Source organism: Ruegeria sp. AF3 (genome assembly GCF_056536285.1).
Map to the genome: position 1 here is coordinate 1 of NZ_JBQFJM010000003.1, position 19143 is coordinate 19143.

Consider the following 19143-nt stretch of genomic DNA (forward strand, 5'->3'; position numbering starts at 1 on the left):
AGCTGACCATGTCGAAGGACAGGAACGGCAGCAGCCGGCTTCGAACACCAGAAACGTCAGTGTATTCTGTGACCCCAGAAGTCCACGTCCGATCGTCTCGCCGACATGGCGTTCCACGAAAGGGCGCCCCAGCCCGCGCGCGAGCAGAAACGCGGCAAGCGCTCCGATCTCTGCGCCGAGCACGACGAGCAGTGTTCCGTAGGTGTGACCATAGGCGGCCCCGGCAGCCAGCGCGATCGGCGCCGAGGGCAGGGGACTGGCCACGATCGCCAGCGTCATCAGCGCCACGACCAGAACCGGACCAAGAAGACCAGCCGCCTCGATCCAAAGGCGCAGGTCGTCGCGCTCCGGCAGAGCGGCATTGAGCCCCGCAAGGTCCGGACGCGCAAGCACGAGAAGCAAAAGCCCCAGAAGGACAAGAACAACGACACGCACCATGGCCTACCTCGTATAGAGCAGCACAAGAAAGGCTGCCCAATGCCAAAGGAGACCCGCTACGGCCGCCGCCCCAAAGACGAGAGCAACCGCCAGCTCAGACCAGAACACGGAGCGACGGCCATCGGCGGCACCGAACCCGATGTAGGCCCCGCCGATCAGGGCCAGTGTGACCGCCGCCAGGGCAAGCGAGTCTGCCTGTTCCAGAAGAAGGTGGGCGGGCATTGTAACCACAAAAAGCGCAAACCCGATCCACGCGGGTGCCGCCACGGTCTTGTGCACCGATTGGGCGGGATGTTGCCCCGGTGTGTCTGGTCGTGTGTTTGTCATGCTGGGTTAAATGGGGCTTCCAGCAGCTGGAGGGTCAAGACATGTCAGGTCTATTGATACATATTGCGACAAACGAGGTGCGGGTCTTTCCCGAAAGAACAATCTATTCTGGGTGTTATGGAACTCAATCTATTGAATAGTAGGCCGATCGGCCAGACGTGCCGATGTGTGGGACCCGATCGCTGATGGCGGCATCGGCGCATATTCTGGTCGTCGATGATCATGCCGAGATCCGGCACTCCGTGACGCGCTACCTGGAGAAAAACGGGCTGCGCGCGACGGGAGCCAAAAGTGCGGGCGAGATGGATGCACGGTTGGGCGAGGACAAATTCGATCTGATCGTGCTCGATATCATGATGCCGGGAGAGGACGGGCTCGCGGCCTGCGCACGGTTGCGCCGGGAGCGGCAGCAAACGCCGATTCTCATGCTGACGGCGCTCGGCGACGATGACGCTCGGATCAAGGGGCTCGACACCGGTGCCGATGACTACTTGGCCAAGCCCTTCAATCCGCGCGAGCTTCTGGCTCGGATCAATGCGATCCTGCGACGTGCGGGAGACGGATATGCGCCCCATGGCGGAACATTTGCGGGCAAGCGGGCCGTATTTGCCGGGATCACATTCGATCACGACGCCAGCCATGTCATTTGCCCCGATGGCACGGTCAATACACTGACCACGGCCGAAGCAAAGCTGCTGACGGTCTTACTTGAGCGTCCTCGGGCGGTGATCGGCCGGGATGAGCTTCTGGAATTGAGCGCCGGCCGTGTCGCCGGACCATTTGACCGGACGATCGACAATCAGGTTTCGCGCCTGCGCCGGAAAATCGAACCCGATGTGCTTCGCCCTCGGATCATATCGACCGTGCGCAATGGTGGATATTGCCTGAACTGTGATGTGGAGGTCGAGGCCTGATGCGAATGGGGTTCCGCTCACAGATCGCCCTTTTGGTGGTGGTGGTCCTGTTCGTGGCGCAGGTCGTGGGTTTGTGGCTTTTCGTCGATGAACGGTCGCTTGCGGTGCAAGCGGCCATCGGCAGCGAGGCAGCCGGACGCGCAGCCAACGTCGCCCGTCTGATCGAGGAAGCACCGCCGATGTTGCATGAGGATATCGTGGCCGCGGCAAACTCGCCCCTTGTGCGCTTCGAACTCGGCGACACGCCTGCTGTGACGCACTCCCATCATGATGAGAACGGAGCGGTTGAGGCGCGCGTGCGGGCGCTTTTGAACGATGGCTACACCCGCGATATTCGGGTCGAAGTGCATGAGATTGAACAGGGGCTGTTGCCGCTGCCGAACCTCTCTCCGGAAATGGCGGAAATGCACGCCGAGATGATGCAGGGCACGCTGGCGGCCCTCGAAATGGAGGTCTCGATCGCCATTGCCGGAGGCCAATGGCTGAACGTCGCCACCCGCTTCGAGCGGCCGCCCATACAGTGGTCTTGGGCCTCCACCCTCTCTTTCGTGTTGACGGCCGCCGTGTTGCTGCTTGCGATCTTCTGGTTTCTGCTGACGCGCCTGACGCGGCCACTGAATGATCTCGCCGCGGCAGCCGAGGAGTTCGGGCGCGGTGGCGGGCAAGGACCCCTCACGCCGGTCGGCCCAAATGAAGTGCGGAACCTGACGACGGCCTTCAATGACATGCAAACGCGCCTGGCTCGCTTCGTCACGGACAGGACGCAAATGCTGGCCGCCCTGGCCCATGACTTGAGATCGCCACTCACCGCGCTCAGGGTTCATGCCGAGATGGTAGAGGATGCGGAGACCAAGACCGGCATCACGGCCTCTCTCGACGAGATGCAGGATATGGTGGAAGCCACGCTGGCCTATGCGCGCGGTGTGGGACAGGACGAGGCCCTGCAACGGACCGAGATTGGCGCGTTCCTGACCGACATTCGGGACGCAACCCACGGTGCGTTGGACGTGCGCCCGGGACCCGAGGCAATTGTGCAGATCAAGCCGAAGGCACTGCGTCGTGCTTTGCGCAATCTCATCGACAATGCGGGGCGCTACGGGCGCAACCCGACCCTAACCTGGGGCGTCTCTGACGAGAGCATCGAGATTTTGGTCGAGGACGATGGGCCGGGGATCCCCGATGACCGGTTGCGCGATGTCTTCCAGCCCTTCCTGCGCCTTGAGGGATCGCGCTCCCGCGAAACCGGAGGCCATGGGCTGGGCCTTTCAATCGCCCGCAGCATCGTTTTGCAACACGGCGGCGCGATCACCCTGTCGAACCGCGCGGAGGGGGGGCTCTGTGCCCGGATTGTTTTGCCCGTGACTGCGGATCAAGCCGCGATGACTTCCCCGTCAGAGCATCCCGAAGCGCGCGCCGAAACCGGATTTTCGGCTCGGACCAAAAAAGTGTAGCGCCGCCATCCAACCGGCGGGTTGATACATAACCTTACAAAATTCCGGCCCTTCCTGCGTTTCGCCGCTTGCTGATCTCCGATAGAAAACAAAGCGTTCGACATGGAAACGAGGCAGAGCCATGCAGGCAAGAAATCGACTTTCTCTCACCCGGCGCAGCTTTGCGCGCGGACTTGGTGCCATGGTGCTCTTCGCGCCTTCAATTGTCAGGGCCCAGACGATAGACCCGGTTCGGCGCAATGTATCGTCGTTCCGAACGCACGCTTGGCAGGACCATTTCGACGCGCTCGGTGTCGGCTTGATAATCTCTGACACCAACTCGAAAGTATTGCAGCATTGGACGACCGATGGGGAAATGCGTCTCTACCCGACGTCTGTCCCCTTGTCCGAGGACTTGACACGGCTTGGTTACACGGAGGTTGTGGAAAAGCGAGAAAACCCAAGTTGGGCCCCGACGCCCTCCATGCGCGAGCGCAATCCTGAATGGCCCGCAAGGATCCCGGGGGGCGACCCTGCTAATCCGCTCGGGACTCGGGCGCTGTACTTGTCTTGGCAGTATTACCGTATTCACGGCACCCAGGACACGCGAAAGATCGGGCGAAGATCGTCCAACGGCTGCATCGGTCTTTACAATGAACACATTGAAGAGGTGTTTGAACGCGCACCCGTTGGGACCCAGGTCAAATTGATCTGATGGGGCGTTACACGATCTTATCCGTCGCCCTTGCGGTGGTTCTTGGCATTGGCTTCTGGTGGACAGGACCAACTGACGATGACGTGGCAACGACCACGGACGACGCGTCTCGCGCCAACGGACCCATGGTCGATGTCGCCTTGCCGGAAGCGCTGTCGGCCAACGCGGAGGTCGGCAAACTGGCCTACGATGCGAAATGTGCAGCCTGTCACGGCGCAAATGCGGCCGGGCAGGACGGTGTGGCGCCCCCTCTTGTGCATAAGATTTACGAACCCAGCCACCATGGGGATGCCGCCTTCCTTCTGGCGGCCAAGAATGGTGTCCGTGCGCATCATTGGCGCTTTGGGAACATGCCGCCGGTCGAAGGTGTCACCGATGGCGATGTGAAAATGATCGTGGCCTATGTGCGTGAGTTGCAACGCGCGAATGGTATAAACTGACTGAAGAAACCGACGAAGGACGATCCGTGATATACAGAGTCGCACTGACAATTTTGGCGCTGACCAGCGCGCAAGCCCTCGCCCATTCTGAAAAGGAAAGCATGACGCCTGCAGACGGAGCCATTCTTGACGCCGTACCGGAGACGATTGGATTGCGCTTCAACGATGGAATGCGATTGACGAAAGTCGAAATGACCCATGCTGAGACGCACACCGAGGCTCTGGACCTCGGCACCCAATCCGGTTTTGTCAAAGAATTCTCGCTTCCTCTCACGCCCATGGGGCCCGGATGTATCACATCGAATGGCGCGGGCTTGGTGTTGATGGGCACCCGATGAACGGTGTCTTCTCGTTTGAAGTGAAGTGAGCGGTGCCGGATATCTGGGGACAGGCTGCGGTTGCCACAAAGTTTTTGCTCTATCTCGGCGTCCTCACGAGTTCCGGGCTGATACTCTGTCGCCAAGTCTTTTCCGAGCAGTTGGCTGGGCTCGACCGTTTTCTACGGGCCTGGGCCGTCTTCTTTGCTCTTTTGGCGGCTGCAATGTCATTCCTCGGCTTTGCCGTGCGGGGCGCAGTGCTCATGGATGATGCTTCAGGCATGACTGATCTGGCGATCCTTGCGTTGCTCTGGGAAACGCCGCCCGGAGACGCCCTGCTGTTGCGGCTTTTGGGTCTGGGGGCACTCCTGAGCGGTGTGGTCTTGGGGGGACGGTGGCTATGGTTAGCGCTCTTGGGCAGTTTCTTGGCAATCTGGAGTTTTTGCGAGATCGGTCATGTCGCCAGCGAAGATCGCCTATGGTTTCAGAGCGTCTTGTTCGGTCATCTGATCGTTGCCGCATTCTGGATCGGCGTCCTTCTTCCGCTCCATAAGCTTTCGGGGTCTGCGGACACATTGCGAGTTGCTGCCGTGCTTGGACATCGCTTTGGACAGGTCGCATCTTTTGCGGTCCCACTCCTACTACTCGCTGGCGTGGTAATGACCTGGCGACTGGTTGGTTCGTTATCCGCGCTTCTCGGCACTGCCTATGGTTTGACACTTCTGGCAAAGATTGCCGTCGTGACGCTGCTTCTGGCCCTTGCCGCCATCAACAAAACACGGCTTGTGCCCGCTTTGCAGAGCGGTGATCCCAAAGCTGGGCCGCACCTTGCAAGATCGATTTCTCTCGAATGGGTTTGTATCGGTGTCATCTTGCTTGCCACGGCTGTCTTCACCTCAATTCTAACGGTGCCATCATGAAACTTTCAAAACGCGACTTTCTTCGTATGAGTGCTGCCGGTTTGGTGTGCATGCCGAATGCACTGTCTGCACAATCAGCCATGCGCACGGTGACAGCCCGGGTCGCCGATATTCAGCTTTTACCTGACGACTACGGAAAAACGCAGATCTGGGGGTTTGATGGTATCGCGCCGGGCCCGGAAATCCGGGTTACGCAAGGCGCGCGGGTACAGAGACGTATTATCAATGAGTTACCCGATCCGACATCGACCCATTGGCACGGGATCCGCATCGAAAATGCGATGGATGGGGTGGCGGGTCTGACGCAGGACGCCATTCGCCCTGGGGACAGCTTTGACTACGATTTCGTTGTCCCCGACGCGGGCACCTACTGGTATCACGCGCACAACCGCTCGTTTGAGCAGGTCGCACGTGGTCTTCAGGGTGCGCTGATCGTCGAAGAGCCGGAGCCGATCGATATCGATCGGGAAGAGGTCCTGATCCTTGACGATTGGCGCATCGATCCGGAAACAGCTCAGATTGCGGATACCTTCGGGGCGATGCATGACCTCAGCCATGCCGGGCGTCTTGGGAACTACATCACAACGAACGGCGTCTACAATCTCGCAAAGACCGTGAAACGGCATGAGCGTCTACGCCTGCGGCTGATCAATGCATCGAACGCCCGGATTTTCCAACTCGCGCTGGAGGGGCTCGAAGGCTGGATTGTGGCCATGGACGGGATGCCGCTGGCCGTGCCGCAACCCGTGGACGGTTCATTCCTGCTGTCGTCGGCACAACGGGTGGACCTGATCGTCGACGTGACCGCAGAGGTCGGCAGCGCAGGCCATATCGTGCAATTGAGCCGCGATGAAAGCTTTTCTCAGGTGGCCTTCGAAGTGACGAGCGACGGTACACGCGCGCGGCGCGAAACGCCTCTACCCCTGCCGCCGAATGCCCATACCATGCCCGATCTGGCATCGGCAAGGGACATCGCATTGCTGATGGAAGGGGGGGCCATGGGCGGCATGCGCGGTGCCATGATGGGCGGTCGGATGTCTTCGATGCGCGACATGATGGAGACAGGAAACTTCTGGGCCTTCAATGGCGCGGTGGGTGGCATGGATGGTCCAGCACTGGCGGTACTGTCGCGTGGCGAAACCGTTCGGCTGAAGATCACCAATGACACGTCGTTTCCGCATGCCATGCATCTTCATGGCATGCATTTTCACGAGATCGCACCCGATGGCAGCCTCGGCGCGCTGCGCGACACCACGCTGCTCGACCGGGGCGAAGTGCGCGACATTGCCTTCGTGGCAGACAACCCAGGAAAATGGCTGCTGCATTGCCATATGCTGTCACACGCGGCGTCCGGCATGATGACATGGGTCAATGTGGCATGAGAGCGATGGCTGCCATCCTCGGGATTGGTGTCCTGGCGGCGCTCGGGGCGGCAGCCTATGTCTGGACCGGGTCTGTCGGTGATGTCCAAAGCGGGGTGATGCCGGAAAGCGTCGATCTCGTGGCCGGCGAAGCGCTCTATGTCGAGACCTGTGCTGCGTGCCATGGGGCCAATCTGGAGGGTCAGGAGAACTGGCGGAGTCCGGGCGCGGACGGTCGGCTGCCGGCACCTCCCCATGATGAAACCGGTCACACCTGGCATCATGCCGACCAGGTGCTGTTCGACTATACAAAGCTTGGGGGCCGAGAGGTGATGGCCGCTCAGGGCATGGAGTTCGACAGCGGTATGCCCGGTTTCGGCGACCAACTGTCCGACCAGGAAATCTGGAATATACTCGGGTACATCAAGTCGACCTGGCCCGAGGAAATACAGGATATGCAAGCCGCGCGCACCAATGGCGTGCCGGTGAACTAGGAGAACTCTCATGAAGATCGCAATGGCAATGTCTCTGGTCGCCCTTCTGCTTGCACCACTCGCGTCTCATGCTGACGCGCTCAGCGAAGACCGGGTCAAGGAATTGGTTCTGGAGGCCATCCGCGAAAACCCGGAAATTGTCCTCGAGGCGGTTCAGATCATTGAACGGCGTGAACAGGAACGGCAGGCGGCCGCGGCGGCGAGTGTCCTCTCCGAAAACCGCGATCTCCTCGAGAACGACCCGAACGCACCGGTTCTCGGAAATCCTGAAGGCGACGTCACGGTCGTGGAGTTTTTCGACTACAACTGCCCCTATTGTCGTCGCGTGAAGCCGCATATCGAAGCGCTCTTGGACGAAGATCCCAATGTGAGGCTGGTCTATCGAGAGTGGCCGATCCTCGGAGACGGCTCGGTTTTTGCCGCGCGCGCCGCATTGGCCGCGCGAGAGCAGGGCAAATACGAGGAATTTCACTGGGCGTTGATGGGCATGCAGGGCCGAGCCGAGGAAGCGTCCGTCATCCAGGTCGCGCAGGAAATTGGTTTGGATATTGCGCAGCTGCGACGGGACATGCAGGCGCCTGAGATCGATGCCCATATCGCGGCGTCAATGGAGATGAGCCGCGCGCTCGGCTTCAATGGCACGCCATCCTTTGTGATCGGAGACGCGCTGGTTCCGGGGGTCATCGAGGCAGATCAGATGATCCGTCTTGCGCAGGAAGCACGCGCCGCAGGTCAATAGTTTCCTGACAATGGGCGAACGGACACAGTCAAAACGAGTGAAAGAGGTACTTTGATGGCCAAACTGACGCGTCGGCACTTTGTGGTAGGGTCTGCAATGCTCTTTTCGGCGCCGCTCGCCACGTCGATATCGGCAGCGCCCACGTCCCCGCGCGCGATGTGGGATGTCTGGGATGCGCAAGTCACACCTCCGGGTTATGACCCCTCAACTTCCAATCCGTGGGGGGTTCATCCGCGGTTCCTACCGGTTCGGGTGGAGGCAAAGGCGGGCCTCGTGCCGGGTGACATCCATGTCGATGCCGTTGCGCGCTACTTGTATCATATCGAGCCGAACGGCAACACGGCGATGCGCTATGGCGTGGCCATCGCACGCGGGACATTGTACGAGCCGGGTGTCTACACGATCCGGCGTAAAGCCAAGTGGCCCACTTGGCGTCCAACGGACGACATGATCGAACGCGACCCGGACCTATATGCACAGCATGCGGAGGGGATGGACGCGGGGCCAACCAACCCATTGGGATCCCGTGCGCTTTATCTCTACGTGGGGAACCGGGACACTTATCTGCGTATTCATGGATCGCCTGAGCCGCGTTCGATCGGAGGTCGTGCGAGTTCAGGGTGCGTGCGCATGATCATGGCACATATCAACGATCTCTATCCCAACGTGGAAACGCGCAAGACCGCTCACCTGTATCCGCCCGAAGATGCGATCGGCGGCTAAATGGGCACCTTGATGTTGCTCAAAGCGTCTTGACCTAGCTTACCGCCTGGCAGATTGGATTGCCTTGTGACGTTCTGAGCGGCAACCAGGTCGCTTCGACCGGGCCGTTGTGCAAACACCAGAAGCAACTGTCATTCGGATCCAGCCGTACCTTGTTGAGGTTCTGGTATGGCGCAGCGAGACCGACGAGTGGTTCAGGCAATTCGGTGAAGGCACCGTCCGCATCGACCACGGGTGTCGTGGAACATCCGGTCAACAGATACGCACCAAAAATCAGGCCCAACGCCTTAGAGGTCCCGTTCATCCGGATTTTCAATCCTCCGAACCTTCTCCCAAAGCGATCGCCGGATAACCAGCTTCCGCAAGAACCTGAAGCAGGGCAGCCGTGGAGACTGTCGAGTCGATCTCTGTCGCGTGTGCAGCCAAATCCGTCCGGATGGTTGCTGACGGGTCTGCGGCTTTTACCGCTTTTTCGATTGCAGCGACGCAATGGCCGCAGCTCATCTCTGGGACGTGAAATTTCATGGCGCATCCTTTTCTCACCAATTGGAAATAGGGATTCCAGTTGGTGGAAGGTCAAGCGTCCGTCGATGTTGGAACTGGGGTTTTTATGGCGACGGGAGCGTTGCTATTCGATGACTTGCTGCCTCCATGACAGGACTTCCCCATGAAGAAGAACATCACGCCATGTGCGCCGAGGCAAAGGGCGATTGGTGCCAGAACGCCCAAACTGTCCTGCAATCCAAAAAATGAGCCGCCTCGGACAAAGAAAACAAGCAGCGGAAGCAGCATCACCGCGCAGCATACCCACATGCCGACGTGCATCATCTTTGAATTCTGCGGCTGCTTTTCTTGATCTGACATATTCATCGAACATACTCCTTCCTCGGAGATAGCGCACCAATCGCTCGTGCGACAAGTTTACAAATCGATACATTTCAATCGGAAACAGGGGGTTAGAGAGACTGTAGGTTGATGCTGTGCCGGTTGAAAAAGAAATCTCCGATAAACTCCTTGAGCTTCCAGTGACTGGAAGCCCTATATCTGCCTCGAGTACGCAATCGAGGGAACATGCCATGACCGACACCAGACAAACAACGCTCAGCATCGAAGGCATGACCTGTGCATCCTGCGTGGGGCGTGTTGAAAAGGCCTTGGCGGGGCTCGACGGGGTTTCCGAAGTCGCCGTCAACCTCGCATCCGAAACGGCGCGCCTTTCGCTGGATGATCCGTCTCGGCTTGCCGACGCCACGCAGACGCTTGCCTCCTTGGGTTATCCCGCGCGGACATCCAAGGTCACCTTGAACATTGCGTCCATGTCCTGCGCATCCTGCGTCGGGCGGGTGGACAAGGCACTGGCGGACGTGCCCGGAGTGCTTTCCGTTAGCGTGAACCTGGCGGCAGAAACGGCGACGGTCGAGTATTTCGAGGGCGCCGTGTCCTTGGGCGATTTGATGGCGGCATCGGCGGCGATTGGTTATCCGGCCGAGATTGCAGAGGCGCAGGCGAGCCAGTCTCGCGTCGCACGCAAGGCAGAAGAAGCCGACGGACTGCGCCGCGGCGTCCTTTTGGCAGCAATTCTAACGCTTCCGGTCTTCATCCTTGAAATGGGCTCCCACCTTATTCCGGCATTTCATCACTTGGTGATGACGACGGTTGGTCTCCAAACGTCTTGGATCATCCAGTTCGTCCTCGCAACACTCGTCCTCTTCGGGCCGGGACGCCATTTCTACACCAAGGGGTTTCCCGCGCTTTTCAAGGGCGCCCCGGACATGAACAGCCTCGTCGCCGTCGGCACCGGCGCTGCCTGGGGATATTCGGTGGTCGCAACCTTTCTTCCCGGACTTCTGCCAGAGGGTGTGCGCGCGGTCTATTTCGAGGCCGCTGCGGTCATCGTCGTCCTTATTTTGATTGGCCGATGGCTCGAGGCACGCGCCAAGGGCCGCACCGGCGCTGCGATTCAGGCTCTGCTGGGCCTGCAGGTCCGCACCGCGCGCGTCGTCCGGGGTGGTGACACGGTAGAGGTCGATGTCGATGCACTCGCCGTCGGCGATGTGATCCTGGTCCGCCCGGGTGAGCGGATCCCTGTGGACGGCGAGGTGACCGAGGGATCCAGCAATGTGGATGAGAGCATGATTACCGGAGAGCCTGTGCCCGTGCAGAAGGCAGCAGGTGCCGCCGTAACGGGCGGGACCGTCAACGGCACCGGGAGCCTGACGTTCAAGGCCGCACGGGTCGGGTCGGATACCACGCTCGCACAGATCATCCGCATGGTCGAGGAGGCGCAAGGCGCCAAGCTGCCCATCCAGGGCCTTGTTGACCGCGTGACCCTGTGGTTCGTGCCTGCGGTCATGGTGCTGTCCGCGCTTACGGTGGCGGTCTGGTTGCTTTTCGGACCGGACCCAGCTTTGACCTTTGCGCTGGTGGCCGGCGTCTCGGTTCTGATCATTGCCTGTCCCTGCGCCATGGGCTTGGCCACGCCCACGTCGATTATGGTGGGAACGGGGCGCGCCGCAGAGATGGGGGTGCTGTTCCGTAAGGGTGATGCGCTCCAGGCCCTGTCCGAAGTCGATGTCATCGCACTCGACAAGACGGGGACTGTCACCGAAGGTCAGCCGACGCTGACCGATCTGGTCACCGCCGACGGTTTCGACCGAGACAGGGTGCTGAGCCTGATCGCTGCCGTCGAGGCCCAGTCTGAGCATCCCATCGCCGAAGCCATTGTTCGCGGCGCGCGGGTCGAAGGAATCGCCGTCGCGAATGCCACGGGCTTCCGGTCTATTACGGGTTACGGTGTCGCCGCGACCGTCGAAGGTCAGGAGGTGATGGTCGGCGCGGACCGTTATATGTCCCGCGAAGGCATCGACATCACCGCTTTGGCCAAAACCGAAGCCGAGCTGGCTGGGCGGGGCCGGACAGCGCTTTATGCGGCGATCGACGGCAAACTGGCCGCCGTGATCGCCGTGGCGGACCCCGTAAAACCCGCCAGCCAGGAAGCCGTTGCAGCCCTGCACGCGCGCGGTTTCAAGGTTGCGATGATCACCGGAGACAAACGCGAGACGGCGGAGGCCATCGCGCGCGAAACCGGAATCGACCACGTGATCGCGGGAGTCCTGCCGGATGGCAAGGTCGCAGCTCTCGACGATCTGCGCGCGGGAGACCAAAAGATTGCTTTCGTCGGCGACGGCATCAATGATGCACCGGCCCTGGCCCATGCGGATGTCGGCATCGCCATCGGCACCGGAACCGATGTCGCCATCGAATCCGCCGATGTGGTCTTGATGTCAGGCGATCTGCGCGGCGTGGTGAATGCGGTCGAGGTTTCCAGGCGCACCATGTCGAACATTCGCCAGAACCTCGTCTGGGCCTTCGGGTATAATGTTGCGCTGATCCCGGTCGCCGCCGGGGTTCTCTATCCGGCTTTTGGTCTGCTTCTTTCCCCGGTTTTCGCGGCGGGTGCGATGGCCCTGTCGTCGGTATCGGTTCTGACAAACGCCCTGCGTCTGCGCCGCATCGCGCCAGCCTTGCGTGAAGACAGAGACATCACCGCACCACGGATCAGTGCACAGACCCAACCCGCAGAATAGGAGGATCGTGTCGTGAACATTGGAGAAGTTGCAGAGCGGTCCGGCATCCCGCCCAAAACCATCCGCTACTACGAGGATATTGGCCTGGTTAGACCGCAGCGCAGCGGCAATGGATACCGCGCGTTTCGCGAGACCGATCTGCACAAGCTTGCATTCCTGGGTCGCGCGCGTGCGCTCGGGTTCTCGATTGAGGATTGCCGCAATCTCTTGAGCCTTTACGAGGATGAAACGCGGGAAAGCGCCCAGGTGAAGACCATCGCTGAAGAGCACCTGAGCGCAATCGACGACAAGATCGCTCAGCTTCAGGAGATGCGCGAGACCCTGTCCCATCTCGTCAAGGCCTGTCACGGAGACCACCGACCGGATTGCCCGATCTTGAAGGATCTTTCTGGTGACCTGAAGAACATCCGCTGAAAACGCGTTCTATTTCGGAACCCTCCAGCGCTGGAATCTCGTTCCAGAGGAAAGCGAAAGGAGTTCACATGTCAGATTCAGAAATATCTCATTATGAACGCAACTCTGCTGTTTCCGTCAAATCGGACAGTCACGGCAAGTCTTCTTACGGGCGCTTCATCGCGATGGTTGGAACGTCGACGGCCCTCATGTTCGGTCTGATGTATCTGAACACCTATGCTCTCGAACATGTCTACTGGAGCGAGACACGGTTCTATATGACCTTTGTCATGGGTGCGACGATGGCTATTGTGATGCTCCTTTTCATGTGGGGCATGTACAAAAACCTCGTCGCCAATGTCGCCATTCTTGCAGGCTCGGCAGTCCTGTTCGCCGGCGCTCTCTGGCTCGTGCGCAGCCAGGAATCCGTGCAGGATGAAAGCTGGATGAGTGCAATGATCCCGCACCATTCGATTGCAATCATGACCAGCAAGAGGGCGGAAATCACTGACCCACGCGTCAGAGCGCTCGCCGAAGAAATTGTCGTTGCCCAAGATCGGGAAATTGCGGAGATGCGCTTCCTGCTTGCCGACATCGAAGCAAATGGCGAAGCTGGGCCAGAATGGCCATTGGGTAAATCCGATGGACCTGCAAGCTTGGCAAGCCTGACGCAGGCAATCTCGACGCCGGTTATTGCAGGCATCCGTCCTGCTCCTCTTTCGGACGCGGAGATCGAGAGCGGGCTCGGCACCGAGCCGATGTGTACGTTCGTTCGCGCCGTCAACGCCGACCCCGTATTGGCGACCGATGGAAACGGGCAGGGTATCGCGAAAGTCTCCGGGTCGCTGGTGCAATTCGAAGCGACCGGCAATGTGGCCCCTGGAGGTGTTCTGATGGCCGATGGTGGCCAGATGACCGTCGCGATGAGCGATGCTGACAACGGAGAAGGCTCTACCCTTCTGTTCGAATTGACCGGTGAAACCCCGCTCGCGGTTGGCTTCATGGGATACTGGACCTGCAACAGCTAGACCAATGGAGGACATGATGCCGAAAGATACAAACCAGGCCGCAGGAAAGGCTGTTCTTTATCGCATGGTCATGGAAGACCACCTCTGCCCCTATGGATTGAAATCGAAAGATCTCTTGGAGCGCGAAGGGTATGAGGTCGAAGATCATCATCTGACGACGCGCGAAGAGACGGACGCGTTCAAGGCGGAACACGACGTATCGACAACACCCCAGACCTTCATCAGCGGTACGCGCATCGGCGGCTATGACGCCTTGCGCGAGCACTTCGGGAAAGAGGTTAAGGACGCGGACGAGACAACCTATCAGCCGGTCATCGCGATCTTCTCGGTGTCGTTTCTCATGGCCCTTGGTCTCAGCTGGGCGTTCTCTGGGTCGATACTTACGCTCCGTGCTTTCGAGTGGTTTATCGCGATCTCCATGTGCTTCCTTGCCGTCCAGAAGCTGAAGGATATCGAAGGCTTCTCGACGATGTTCCTGAACTACGATCTGCTCGCGCAACGCTGGGTGCGTTACGGCTACATCTATCCCTTTGGTGAAGCCATCGCGGGCGTTCTCATGGTCGCGGGCGCACTAGTGTGGATCAGCGCCCCAATTGCCCTCGTGATCGGGACCATCGGGGCGGTTTCCGTGTTCAAGGCGGTCTATATCGACGGGCGAGATTTGAAATGCGCTTGCGTTGGTGGCGGGTCGAACGTGCCACTGGGATTTGTGTCGCTGACCGAAAATCTGATGATGATCTTTATGGGGGTCTGGATGCCCGCGCGCGCACTCGGTTGGATATAGGACGAGCAATGGTCCATGTCGCCAAAGTTCTGACCTTGCTGACATGCGCCGTGTTTGCACCAGCCGCGGGCACCGCCAACGAGGTCATTTCTTTTGACGGCAGCTGGAAAGAGCAGGGCTTCTTGCGCCTTTTCTCGAACGATTTTGGTCAACGGGGACGCCAGTTGGACATCGTTTCGGACGGTACGGTCTCGTTGCTCTGGCGCCCCGTTGAGGACCTCAATCGTTCGGCTGAGTCTGCGCGTTGGGTCTGGCGGGTCCACGAGGGTGTCCGACCGACCGATCTTACGATCAAAGGTGGTGACGACAGAAATCTGGCGATCTACTTCGTGTTCGTCGATCCGGAGAGGGTGGACGCTCTGAGCGGAAAGAGCGCGCGGCGCATTCTTCAAGAGGACAGCGCACGCGCCCTGATCTACGTGTGGGGCGGTGCGCACCCGACCAATGCGATATTGCCCAGCCCCTATTCGCCCCGGTTGCGCAGCAAAGTCCTGCGCCCTTCAGAGATCGGGCAGTATCGTGAGCAGGTCGATCTCGCATCAGATCATCGCACTGCGTTCGGGATCGAGCCGGGTGCCCTGATTGGATTGGCCGTGTCGGCCGACAGCGATGATACCAAGGGCAGAATCGTTGCGTCGATTTCCGATCTTCAGCTCGATTAAACGCGTTACTCCGACGCGACACTTCGAACAGACGCTGTGTCGAGAGCGTCAAGAACTGCCTGTGGCGTCAAAATTTCCGGGAGAGCGATGCCGGAAGGCGACCCTGGCCCGAAGACGATATTGAACGGAATGCCGTAGCGGTCATATCGCTCGAGAAACCGCGCGATGTTGTCATCCGGGCGGGTCCAATCCGCCTGCATGGCGATCACGGAACCGCCGCGCAACCGCGCACGCACTGGATCCCTGTCAAGCACGAGAGACTTGTTGGCTTTGCAGGTCAGACACCAATCCGCGGTCACATCGACGAACACCGTCTCGCCTTCAGAGACGCGGCGCGCGATGCCGAGGGGTTCGAAATCCTGCCAGTGGGACGTCGCATCAACCCCTGCTGTGGTGCGGTCAGGGGTTGAGGTGAGACCTGCCCCGAAAATCGCCAGAAAAACACAGGCGCTGAGAACCGCACGCCGTACCCATTGGTTTGCCTGTGGGATTGATGCGGCGACGATGAACACAGCTGTGAGTGCCGAGATGAAGGCAGCTGCACGCCCACCCGTCACGCCGACAAGAACGAACAAGAGCCATGCGGCTGTTGCCAGCAACAGACCGCCAAGAAGGATCCTGACCAGAAGCATCCATCGCCCGGGCCGGGGCAGTCGCGTGACCAACTCGGGACGTGCGGCAATGACCAGGTAGGGGAGGGCCAGTCCAAGACCGAGCGCCGTGAATATCACTATCACGTCCGGTTGTGTACCCGCGAGCGCAAAGGTGATCGCGGTGCCGAGGAACGGGGCGGAACACGGCGTAGCGAGGATGGCCGCAAGCAGTCCGGTGCCAAAGTCTGAGATGTACCCGGCTCTGGCATTGCTGGCACCCAGGCGGTCTTGAAGGGCCGCGGGCAGGGTTATCTCGAATGCACCGAAGAGATTGGCGGCAAAGACGACGATGACCATGAACATCAGCGTCACGAAGACCGGATTTTGGAATTGTATACCCCAGCCGACGGATACTCCGATCCATTGAAGAAACACTAAGGCAGCCGCAAGCGCCCAGACAAATGTCAGTACCCCCAAGGCTGAAAACAGGAATCCGTTGCGCGTCATCTGCCGGGTTTGACCGGTTGCCTTCAAAACGGATGTGAGCTTGATCGATAAAACGGGTAACACGCAGGGCATGACATTCAGGATCAGACCACCGAGAAAGGCGATGGCGGCCACCGCCACGACCTTCAGCACACTCGTTCGAGGGTTCGCGCTTGAAAACGGTGGGGCAGGGGGATCTGAGGTAAGCGTGATCGGCGCCGTGATTGCACGTGCGGTGTCTGTGATCGTCACCGAAGGCTCTGAATGCTCTTCGGTCCAGGCGTTGATCGGTATTTCTGCCCAGAGTTCCGTTCTATCGCGATCCAACCGGATATCTGGTTTGCCAAAGGTCACAAGGGGTCCGAATTCCGGGAACACGTCGACCTCACCGAACGGTGTGTCGCTCTTTGCCACAACGATGAGAGCCGAGTCGCGCGTATCTAGGGCCGTGACCGATATCCTGATGTCGCTGTTCTCGGGTACCGCGGGAACGCGATCGGCGTAAGTAGCAATCTGGCCAGCCGAGTTTGTATCGATCCCGACGCCTTGCGGTAGGGCGAGCGAAAGTTCGAAGTCATGGGGCACACAGACAGTCGAACATGTCAGCAAGGACACGCGGGCACGCAGTTCCAGAGGGTGGCCGGCGTCCTCAAGTCTCGCGCGGATCGGCAAGACAACCTGACCTGAATAGCCGAAGTTCTCGATCCCGAAGGCCTCGAAACGTTCCGGCGCGGGCCAGAGGAGCTTGGCGGATTTCAGATTGGTCGAACCAGCCCAGTCGAGTTTCGGTGCCAAACCGACCTCGCCGGGCGTGCGCCAGTATCCCTTCCAGCCCTCGCCGTACTCCAAGGCCAATCCGAGTGAGACGGAGGCGGCATCTGGCGCAATCCCGTCTTCGGCCGAGATAAGACGCGCGGTTACGGCGGGGTTTGAAAAGCTCTCGGATTCGGCAGCCTTGACGGCATCGGATAGGAAGATGCCCATGCAACCGAGAAAGAAGAGCAGAAGCCAAGCCCCGAGGTGAGAAACCCGGACGGTCATTTGGATGAGCATGCGATCAACGCAAAGCGCCAGGCAGGCTTGCCAAGGCCGCCTCGAGATCCGTCACCGGCAATCCGCGTGCGATCCAGCCTGGCCCCTTCGGTGATCCCAGCATGCCTTCTGAGACATCGATGAAGCCCGTGTAGCCGGCTCGTTTCAAGACGCTCAAAAGACGGCCGCTTCGCCCACCGGTGGCACAAATCAGCGCAATGGGTTTCTCGCCTGAAAAATCGCGTGCGGCGAACAAGCGCTGCTCGAACCCGGGTTCGTGCATACTGATGGGCCATGCGTCTATTGCGACGCCCGTTTCCACCCATTCAGGGCGCGATCGAACATCAATCAGGGAAATCTTGTCCTGCGCCAATGCGTCGGCCGTCTTAGCAGCCGACCAGATTTCGCGCGTTGCGGCCGCAACGACCTGCGGCCCCATGACCCATGTCGATGCAAGCAGGATGAAGCACCGCCTATCCATGTTGCCTCCACAGTCGATTGACGAGAAACGCCAGGACTTCCCAGGGCGAGCCTTGCAGCCTAAGCAGCCTTACAAACATTCTGCCAACCCTCTTCGCGCTCCAACTCGATGATTTCCCGAACCATTCTGTCGCTGATCTGACCTTGGACGACAGTGCGGCCGATCACGAGGGCCGGCGTGCCGACAAACGCGAACACGCGTGCAAGCGCTGCACTGTCTTCCAGCTCGCGCGTGATCTCGGCACTCTCCATGTCGGTGATCAATTTCTTGCTATCGACGCCGATGTCATCGGAGAGGCGGGCAAGGTATTCCGGCGATGCTTGGAACGGCGTTGTCATCAAACGTTCGTGGAAAGCGACGTACGCGCCTTGCCGTTTCGCCGCAAGAGCTGCCTTGGCCGCAAGATTTGAGCTGTCGCCGAGGAGCGGCAATTCATGCCACGCCACTGCGATCTTGTCTGGCATCTCGCTCGTCATGTCGGCCAACCGTTTGGTCTGCACCCGGCAAAAGGGGCAATAGTAGTCCGAGAACGACGCCATCGGGACCTGGGTAGGCGTGGGACTCAGACCACCGTAAAGGGCCGAACAAATATTCTCGGAGACACGCGTTAAGGCTGCAGCTTTCTGCGCCGCCACCTCGGTGCTGTCCGCCGTGCCCAAGCCTACAAAAGGATCGAAGCCGCCTGACGTCTCACCCGCAACGAACTTACGAAATCCTTCTGGTCTATCGAGCGCCTGCAATTCCAGTTTTTCCGGCAACAATGAGGGAACTGTGCGCAGGGCGGCGTACCCTGCGATGATCGCACCGATCGTCAAAAGCGTTGACCGTTTCTTGGAATCCATCTGAAGCCTGATCTCACCGTGTCCCCCCTTAAGTTCGTAGTGTGAAGCCTTGGAAAAGGTCAACTTTACAAACTGATACAATCTTTCAGCCCCGCTCCAATTGCCGCAACTTCTGAAGAGCGCTATTTCACGCATATGGTTTGGAACGCGTTCTTTTTCCTGCGATCGGCATGTCTTGCCTGTGTGTGTCTGACGATCACCGTCGTCGGAACGCAGGCAATGCCGTTTGATGGAGAGATCAGCGGCGTGGAGAGCGGCCTGCACATCGCCGCTGTCGCTTCGGCGGGAGAAGTGTCCAACCACATTCACGCGCACCACCCCGAAAACAATGGCAAGCGGCAAACGGACGCTCACGCAGGACACGGCGACGGGTGCCACACCGGTCTTTGCTGTGTCATGGACTACCAGCAACAGCTGGATCATCGGTCTGAAGAAAC

The 19143-nt window shown here is 59.6% G+C and carries 22 protein-coding genes and 1 pseudogene; 15 read left to right on the forward strand and 8 right to left on the reverse strand.

The window, feature by feature from the left end; genetic code table 11:
- A partial coding sequence (locus ACR3FC_RS20225) for a TVP38/TMEM64 family protein (protein WP_480478217.1) occupies positions 1-438 on the reverse strand: 438 nt, incomplete at its 3' end.
- Positions 439-441: 3 nt separating this feature from the next.
- Positions 442-765, reverse strand: coding sequence for a hypothetical protein (locus ACR3FC_RS20230; RefSeq protein WP_480478219.1), 324 nt, complete (start codon positions 763-765; stop codon positions 442-444).
- A 164-nt stretch (positions 766-929) separates the two neighbouring features.
- Between ACR3FC_RS20230 and ACR3FC_RS20235 the strand changes: the two genes are divergently transcribed.
- From ACR3FC_RS20235 to ACR3FC_RS20280, 10 genes and pseudogenes are all read left to right on the forward strand, one after another.
- The gene (locus tag ACR3FC_RS20235; RefSeq protein ID WP_480478221.1) at positions 930-1679 is read left to right on the forward strand and encodes a response regulator; all 750 of its coding nucleotides are present in this window, start codon (positions 930-932) and stop codon (positions 1677-1679) included.
- Between the two features lie 5 nt (positions 1680-1684).
- Positions 1685-3130 carry an ATP-binding protein gene (locus ACR3FC_RS20240; RefSeq protein ID WP_480478223.1) on the forward strand — a complete coding sequence of 482 codons (1446 nt, stop codon included), beginning with the start codon at positions 1685-1687 and terminating at the stop codon, positions 3128-3130.
- Positions 3131-3251: 121 nt separating this feature from the next.
- Complete coding sequence (locus ACR3FC_RS20245; RefSeq protein WP_424991109.1) at positions 3252-3824, forward strand: L,D-transpeptidase; 573 nt, start codon at positions 3252-3254, stop codon at positions 3822-3824.
- Between the two features lie 125 nt (positions 3825-3949).
- Entirely contained in the window at positions 3950-4264 is a 315-nt protein-coding gene (locus ACR3FC_RS20250; RefSeq protein WP_259650590.1) for a c-type cytochrome, read from the forward strand.
- 101 nt (positions 4265-4365) lie between these two features.
- A pseudogene (locus ACR3FC_RS20255) lies at positions 4366-4631 on the forward strand (copper resistance CopC family protein).
- A gap of 213 nt (positions 4632-4844) precedes the next feature.
- Positions 4845-5501 (forward strand): copper resistance D family protein, encoded by a 657-nt coding sequence (locus tag ACR3FC_RS20260; RefSeq protein ID WP_480478225.1) that lies wholly within the window; start codon positions 4845-4847, stop codon positions 5499-5501.
- Positions 5498-6883, forward strand: coding sequence for a multicopper oxidase family protein (locus tag ACR3FC_RS20265; protein ID WP_424991111.1), 1386 nt, complete (start codon positions 5498-5500; stop codon positions 6881-6883). Before ACR3FC_RS20260 ends, ACR3FC_RS20265 begins: the two co-directional genes overlap by 4 nt.
- Positions 6880-7356 carry a c-type cytochrome gene (locus tag ACR3FC_RS20270; RefSeq protein WP_424991112.1) on the forward strand — a complete coding sequence of 159 codons (477 nt, stop codon included), beginning with the start codon at positions 6880-6882 and terminating at the stop codon, positions 7354-7356. Before ACR3FC_RS20265 ends, ACR3FC_RS20270 begins: the two co-directional genes overlap by 4 nt.
- A 10-nt stretch (positions 7357-7366) precedes the next feature.
- On the forward strand, positions 7367-8095 hold the full coding sequence (locus ACR3FC_RS20275; protein ID WP_424991113.1) for a DsbA family protein: 729 nt from the start codon (positions 7367-7369) through the stop codon (positions 8093-8095).
- 54 nt (positions 8096-8149) lie between these two features.
- Positions 8150-8818, forward strand: coding sequence for a L,D-transpeptidase (locus ACR3FC_RS20280; RefSeq protein ID WP_424991114.1), 669 nt, complete (start codon positions 8150-8152; stop codon positions 8816-8818).
- A gap of 34 nt (positions 8819-8852) precedes the next feature.
- Here the strand turns inward: ACR3FC_RS20280 and ACR3FC_RS20285 are convergent, their stop codons facing one another.
- From ACR3FC_RS20285 to ACR3FC_RS20295, 3 genes are read right to left on the reverse strand one after another with little or no spacing between them, the layout of a single operon-like run.
- Complete coding sequence (locus ACR3FC_RS20285) at positions 8853-9122, reverse strand: hypothetical protein (protein WP_480478227.1); 270 nt, start codon at positions 9120-9122, stop codon at positions 8853-8855.
- Between the two features lie 8 nt (positions 9123-9130).
- On the reverse strand, positions 9131-9343 hold the full coding sequence (locus ACR3FC_RS20290; protein ID WP_299784433.1) for a heavy-metal-associated domain-containing protein: 213 nt from the start codon (positions 9341-9343) through the stop codon (positions 9131-9133).
- A 51-nt stretch (positions 9344-9394) separates the two neighbouring features.
- A complete protein-coding gene (locus tag ACR3FC_RS20295; protein WP_424991116.1) occupies positions 9395-9688 on the reverse strand; it encodes a DUF2933 domain-containing protein in 294 nt (97 codons plus the stop codon).
- A gap of 206 nt (positions 9689-9894) precedes the next feature.
- Here ACR3FC_RS20295 and ACR3FC_RS20300 point away from each other — a divergent pair, with 206 nt between their 5' ends.
- From ACR3FC_RS20300 to ACR3FC_RS20320, 5 genes are all read left to right on the forward strand, one after another.
- A complete protein-coding gene (locus tag ACR3FC_RS20300) occupies positions 9895-12405 on the forward strand; it encodes a heavy metal translocating P-type ATPase (protein ID WP_480478229.1) in 2511 nt (836 codons plus the stop codon).
- Between the two features lie 12 nt (positions 12406-12417).
- Positions 12418-12819 (forward strand): Cu(I)-responsive transcriptional regulator, encoded by a 402-nt coding sequence (gene cueR / locus ACR3FC_RS20305; protein WP_424991118.1) that lies wholly within the window; start codon positions 12418-12420, stop codon positions 12817-12819.
- A 68-nt stretch (positions 12820-12887) separates the two neighbouring features.
- Positions 12888-13826, forward strand: a complete 939-nt coding sequence (locus tag ACR3FC_RS20310) for a DUF305 domain-containing protein (RefSeq protein WP_424991119.1) — start codon at positions 12888-12890, stop codon at positions 13824-13826.
- 16 nt (positions 13827-13842) lie between these two features.
- Positions 13843-14610, forward strand: a complete 768-nt coding sequence (locus ACR3FC_RS20315; protein WP_424991139.1) for a MauE/DoxX family redox-associated membrane protein — start codon at positions 13843-13845, stop codon at positions 14608-14610.
- Positions 14611-14618: 8 nt separating this feature from the next.
- Positions 14619-15272 carry a DUF3047 domain-containing protein gene (locus tag ACR3FC_RS20320; protein ID WP_424991120.1) on the forward strand — a complete coding sequence of 218 codons (654 nt, stop codon included), beginning with the start codon at positions 14619-14621 and terminating at the stop codon, positions 15270-15272.
- A gap of 5 nt (positions 15273-15277) precedes the next feature.
- Here ACR3FC_RS20320 and ACR3FC_RS20325 read toward each other — a convergent pair whose 3' ends face one another.
- The 3 genes from ACR3FC_RS20325 to ACR3FC_RS20335 all read right to left on the reverse strand — a co-directional run bounded on the left by ACR3FC_RS20325 (position 15278) and on the right by ACR3FC_RS20335 (position 19129).
- Positions 15278-17335, reverse strand: a complete 2058-nt coding sequence (locus ACR3FC_RS20325; protein WP_480478231.1) for a protein-disulfide reductase DsbD family protein — start codon at positions 17333-17335, stop codon at positions 15278-15280.
- Between the two features lie 73 nt (positions 17336-17408).
- Positions 17409-17864, reverse strand: coding sequence for a rhodanese-like domain-containing protein (locus ACR3FC_RS20330; RefSeq protein WP_480478233.1), 456 nt, complete (start codon positions 17862-17864; stop codon positions 17409-17411).
- Between the two features lie 59 nt (positions 17865-17923).
- The gene (locus ACR3FC_RS20335) at positions 17924-19129 is read right to left on the reverse strand and encodes a DsbA family protein (RefSeq protein WP_480478235.1); all 1206 of its coding nucleotides are present in this window, start codon (positions 19127-19129) and stop codon (positions 17924-17926) included.
- Between the last annotated feature and the right edge of the window lie 14 nt (positions 19130-19143).

Coding starts and splice junctions, on each gene's coding strand:
- ACR3FC_RS20290 (WP_299784433.1), bottom strand. CDS start 9,343: ATGAAATTTCACGTCCCAGAGATGAGCTGCGGCCATTGCGTCGCTGCA.
- ACR3FC_RS20235 (WP_480478221.1), top strand. CDS start 930: ATGTGTGGGACCCGATCGCTGATGGCGGCATCGGCGCATATTCTGGTC.
- ACR3FC_RS20300 (WP_480478229.1), top strand. CDS start 9,895: ATGACCGACACCAGACAAACAACGCTCAGCATCGAAGGCATGACCTGT.
- ACR3FC_RS20280 (WP_424991114.1), top strand. CDS start 8,150: ATGGCCAAACTGACGCGTCGGCACTTTGTGGTAGGGTCTGCAATGCTC.
- ACR3FC_RS20275 (WP_424991113.1), top strand. CDS start 7,367: ATGAAGATCGCAATGGCAATGTCTCTGGTCGCCCTTCTGCTTGCACCA.
- ACR3FC_RS20265 (WP_424991111.1), top strand. CDS start 5,498: ATGAAACTTTCAAAACGCGACTTTCTTCGTATGAGTGCTGCCGGTTTG.
- ACR3FC_RS20240 (WP_480478223.1), top strand. CDS start 1,685: ATGGGGTTCCGCTCACAGATCGCCCTTTTGGTGGTGGTGGTCCTGTTC.
- ACR3FC_RS20320 (WP_424991120.1), top strand. CDS start 14,619: ATGGTCCATGTCGCCAAAGTTCTGACCTTGCTGACATGCGCCGTGTTT.
- ACR3FC_RS20315 (WP_424991139.1), top strand. CDS start 13,843: ATGCCGAAAGATACAAACCAGGCCGCAGGAAAGGCTGTTCTTTATCGC.
- ACR3FC_RS20325 (WP_480478231.1), bottom strand. CDS start 17,335: ATGGGCATCTTCCTATCCGATGCCGTCAAGGCTGCCGAATCCGAGAGC.
- ACR3FC_RS20245 (WP_424991109.1), top strand. CDS start 3,252: ATGCAGGCAAGAAATCGACTTTCTCTCACCCGGCGCAGCTTTGCGCGC.
- ACR3FC_RS20310 (WP_424991119.1), top strand. CDS start 12,888: ATGTCAGATTCAGAAATATCTCATTATGAACGCAACTCTGCTGTTTCC.
- ACR3FC_RS20250 (WP_259650590.1), top strand. CDS start 3,950: ATGGTCGATGTCGCCTTGCCGGAAGCGCTGTCGGCCAACGCGGAGGTC.
- ACR3FC_RS20230 (WP_480478219.1), bottom strand. CDS start 765: ATGACAAACACACGACCAGACACACCGGGGCAACATCCCGCCCAATCG.
- ACR3FC_RS20270 (WP_424991112.1), top strand. CDS start 6,880: ATGAGAGCGATGGCTGCCATCCTCGGGATTGGTGTCCTGGCGGCGCTC.
- ACR3FC_RS20295 (WP_424991116.1), bottom strand. CDS start 9,688: ATGAATATGTCAGATCAAGAAAAGCAGCCGCAGAATTCAAAGATGATG.
- ACR3FC_RS20260 (WP_480478225.1), top strand. CDS start 4,845: ATGGATGATGCTTCAGGCATGACTGATCTGGCGATCCTTGCGTTGCTC.
- ACR3FC_RS20330 (WP_480478233.1), bottom strand. CDS start 17,864: ATGGATAGGCGGTGCTTCATCCTGCTTGCATCGACATGGGTCATGGGG.
- ACR3FC_RS20335 (WP_480478235.1), bottom strand. CDS start 19,129: ATGATCCAGCTGTTGCTGGTAGTCCATGACACAGCAAAGACCGGTGTG.
- ACR3FC_RS20285 (WP_480478227.1), bottom strand. CDS start 9,122: ATGAACGGGACCTCTAAGGCGTTGGGCCTGATTTTTGGTGCGTATCTG.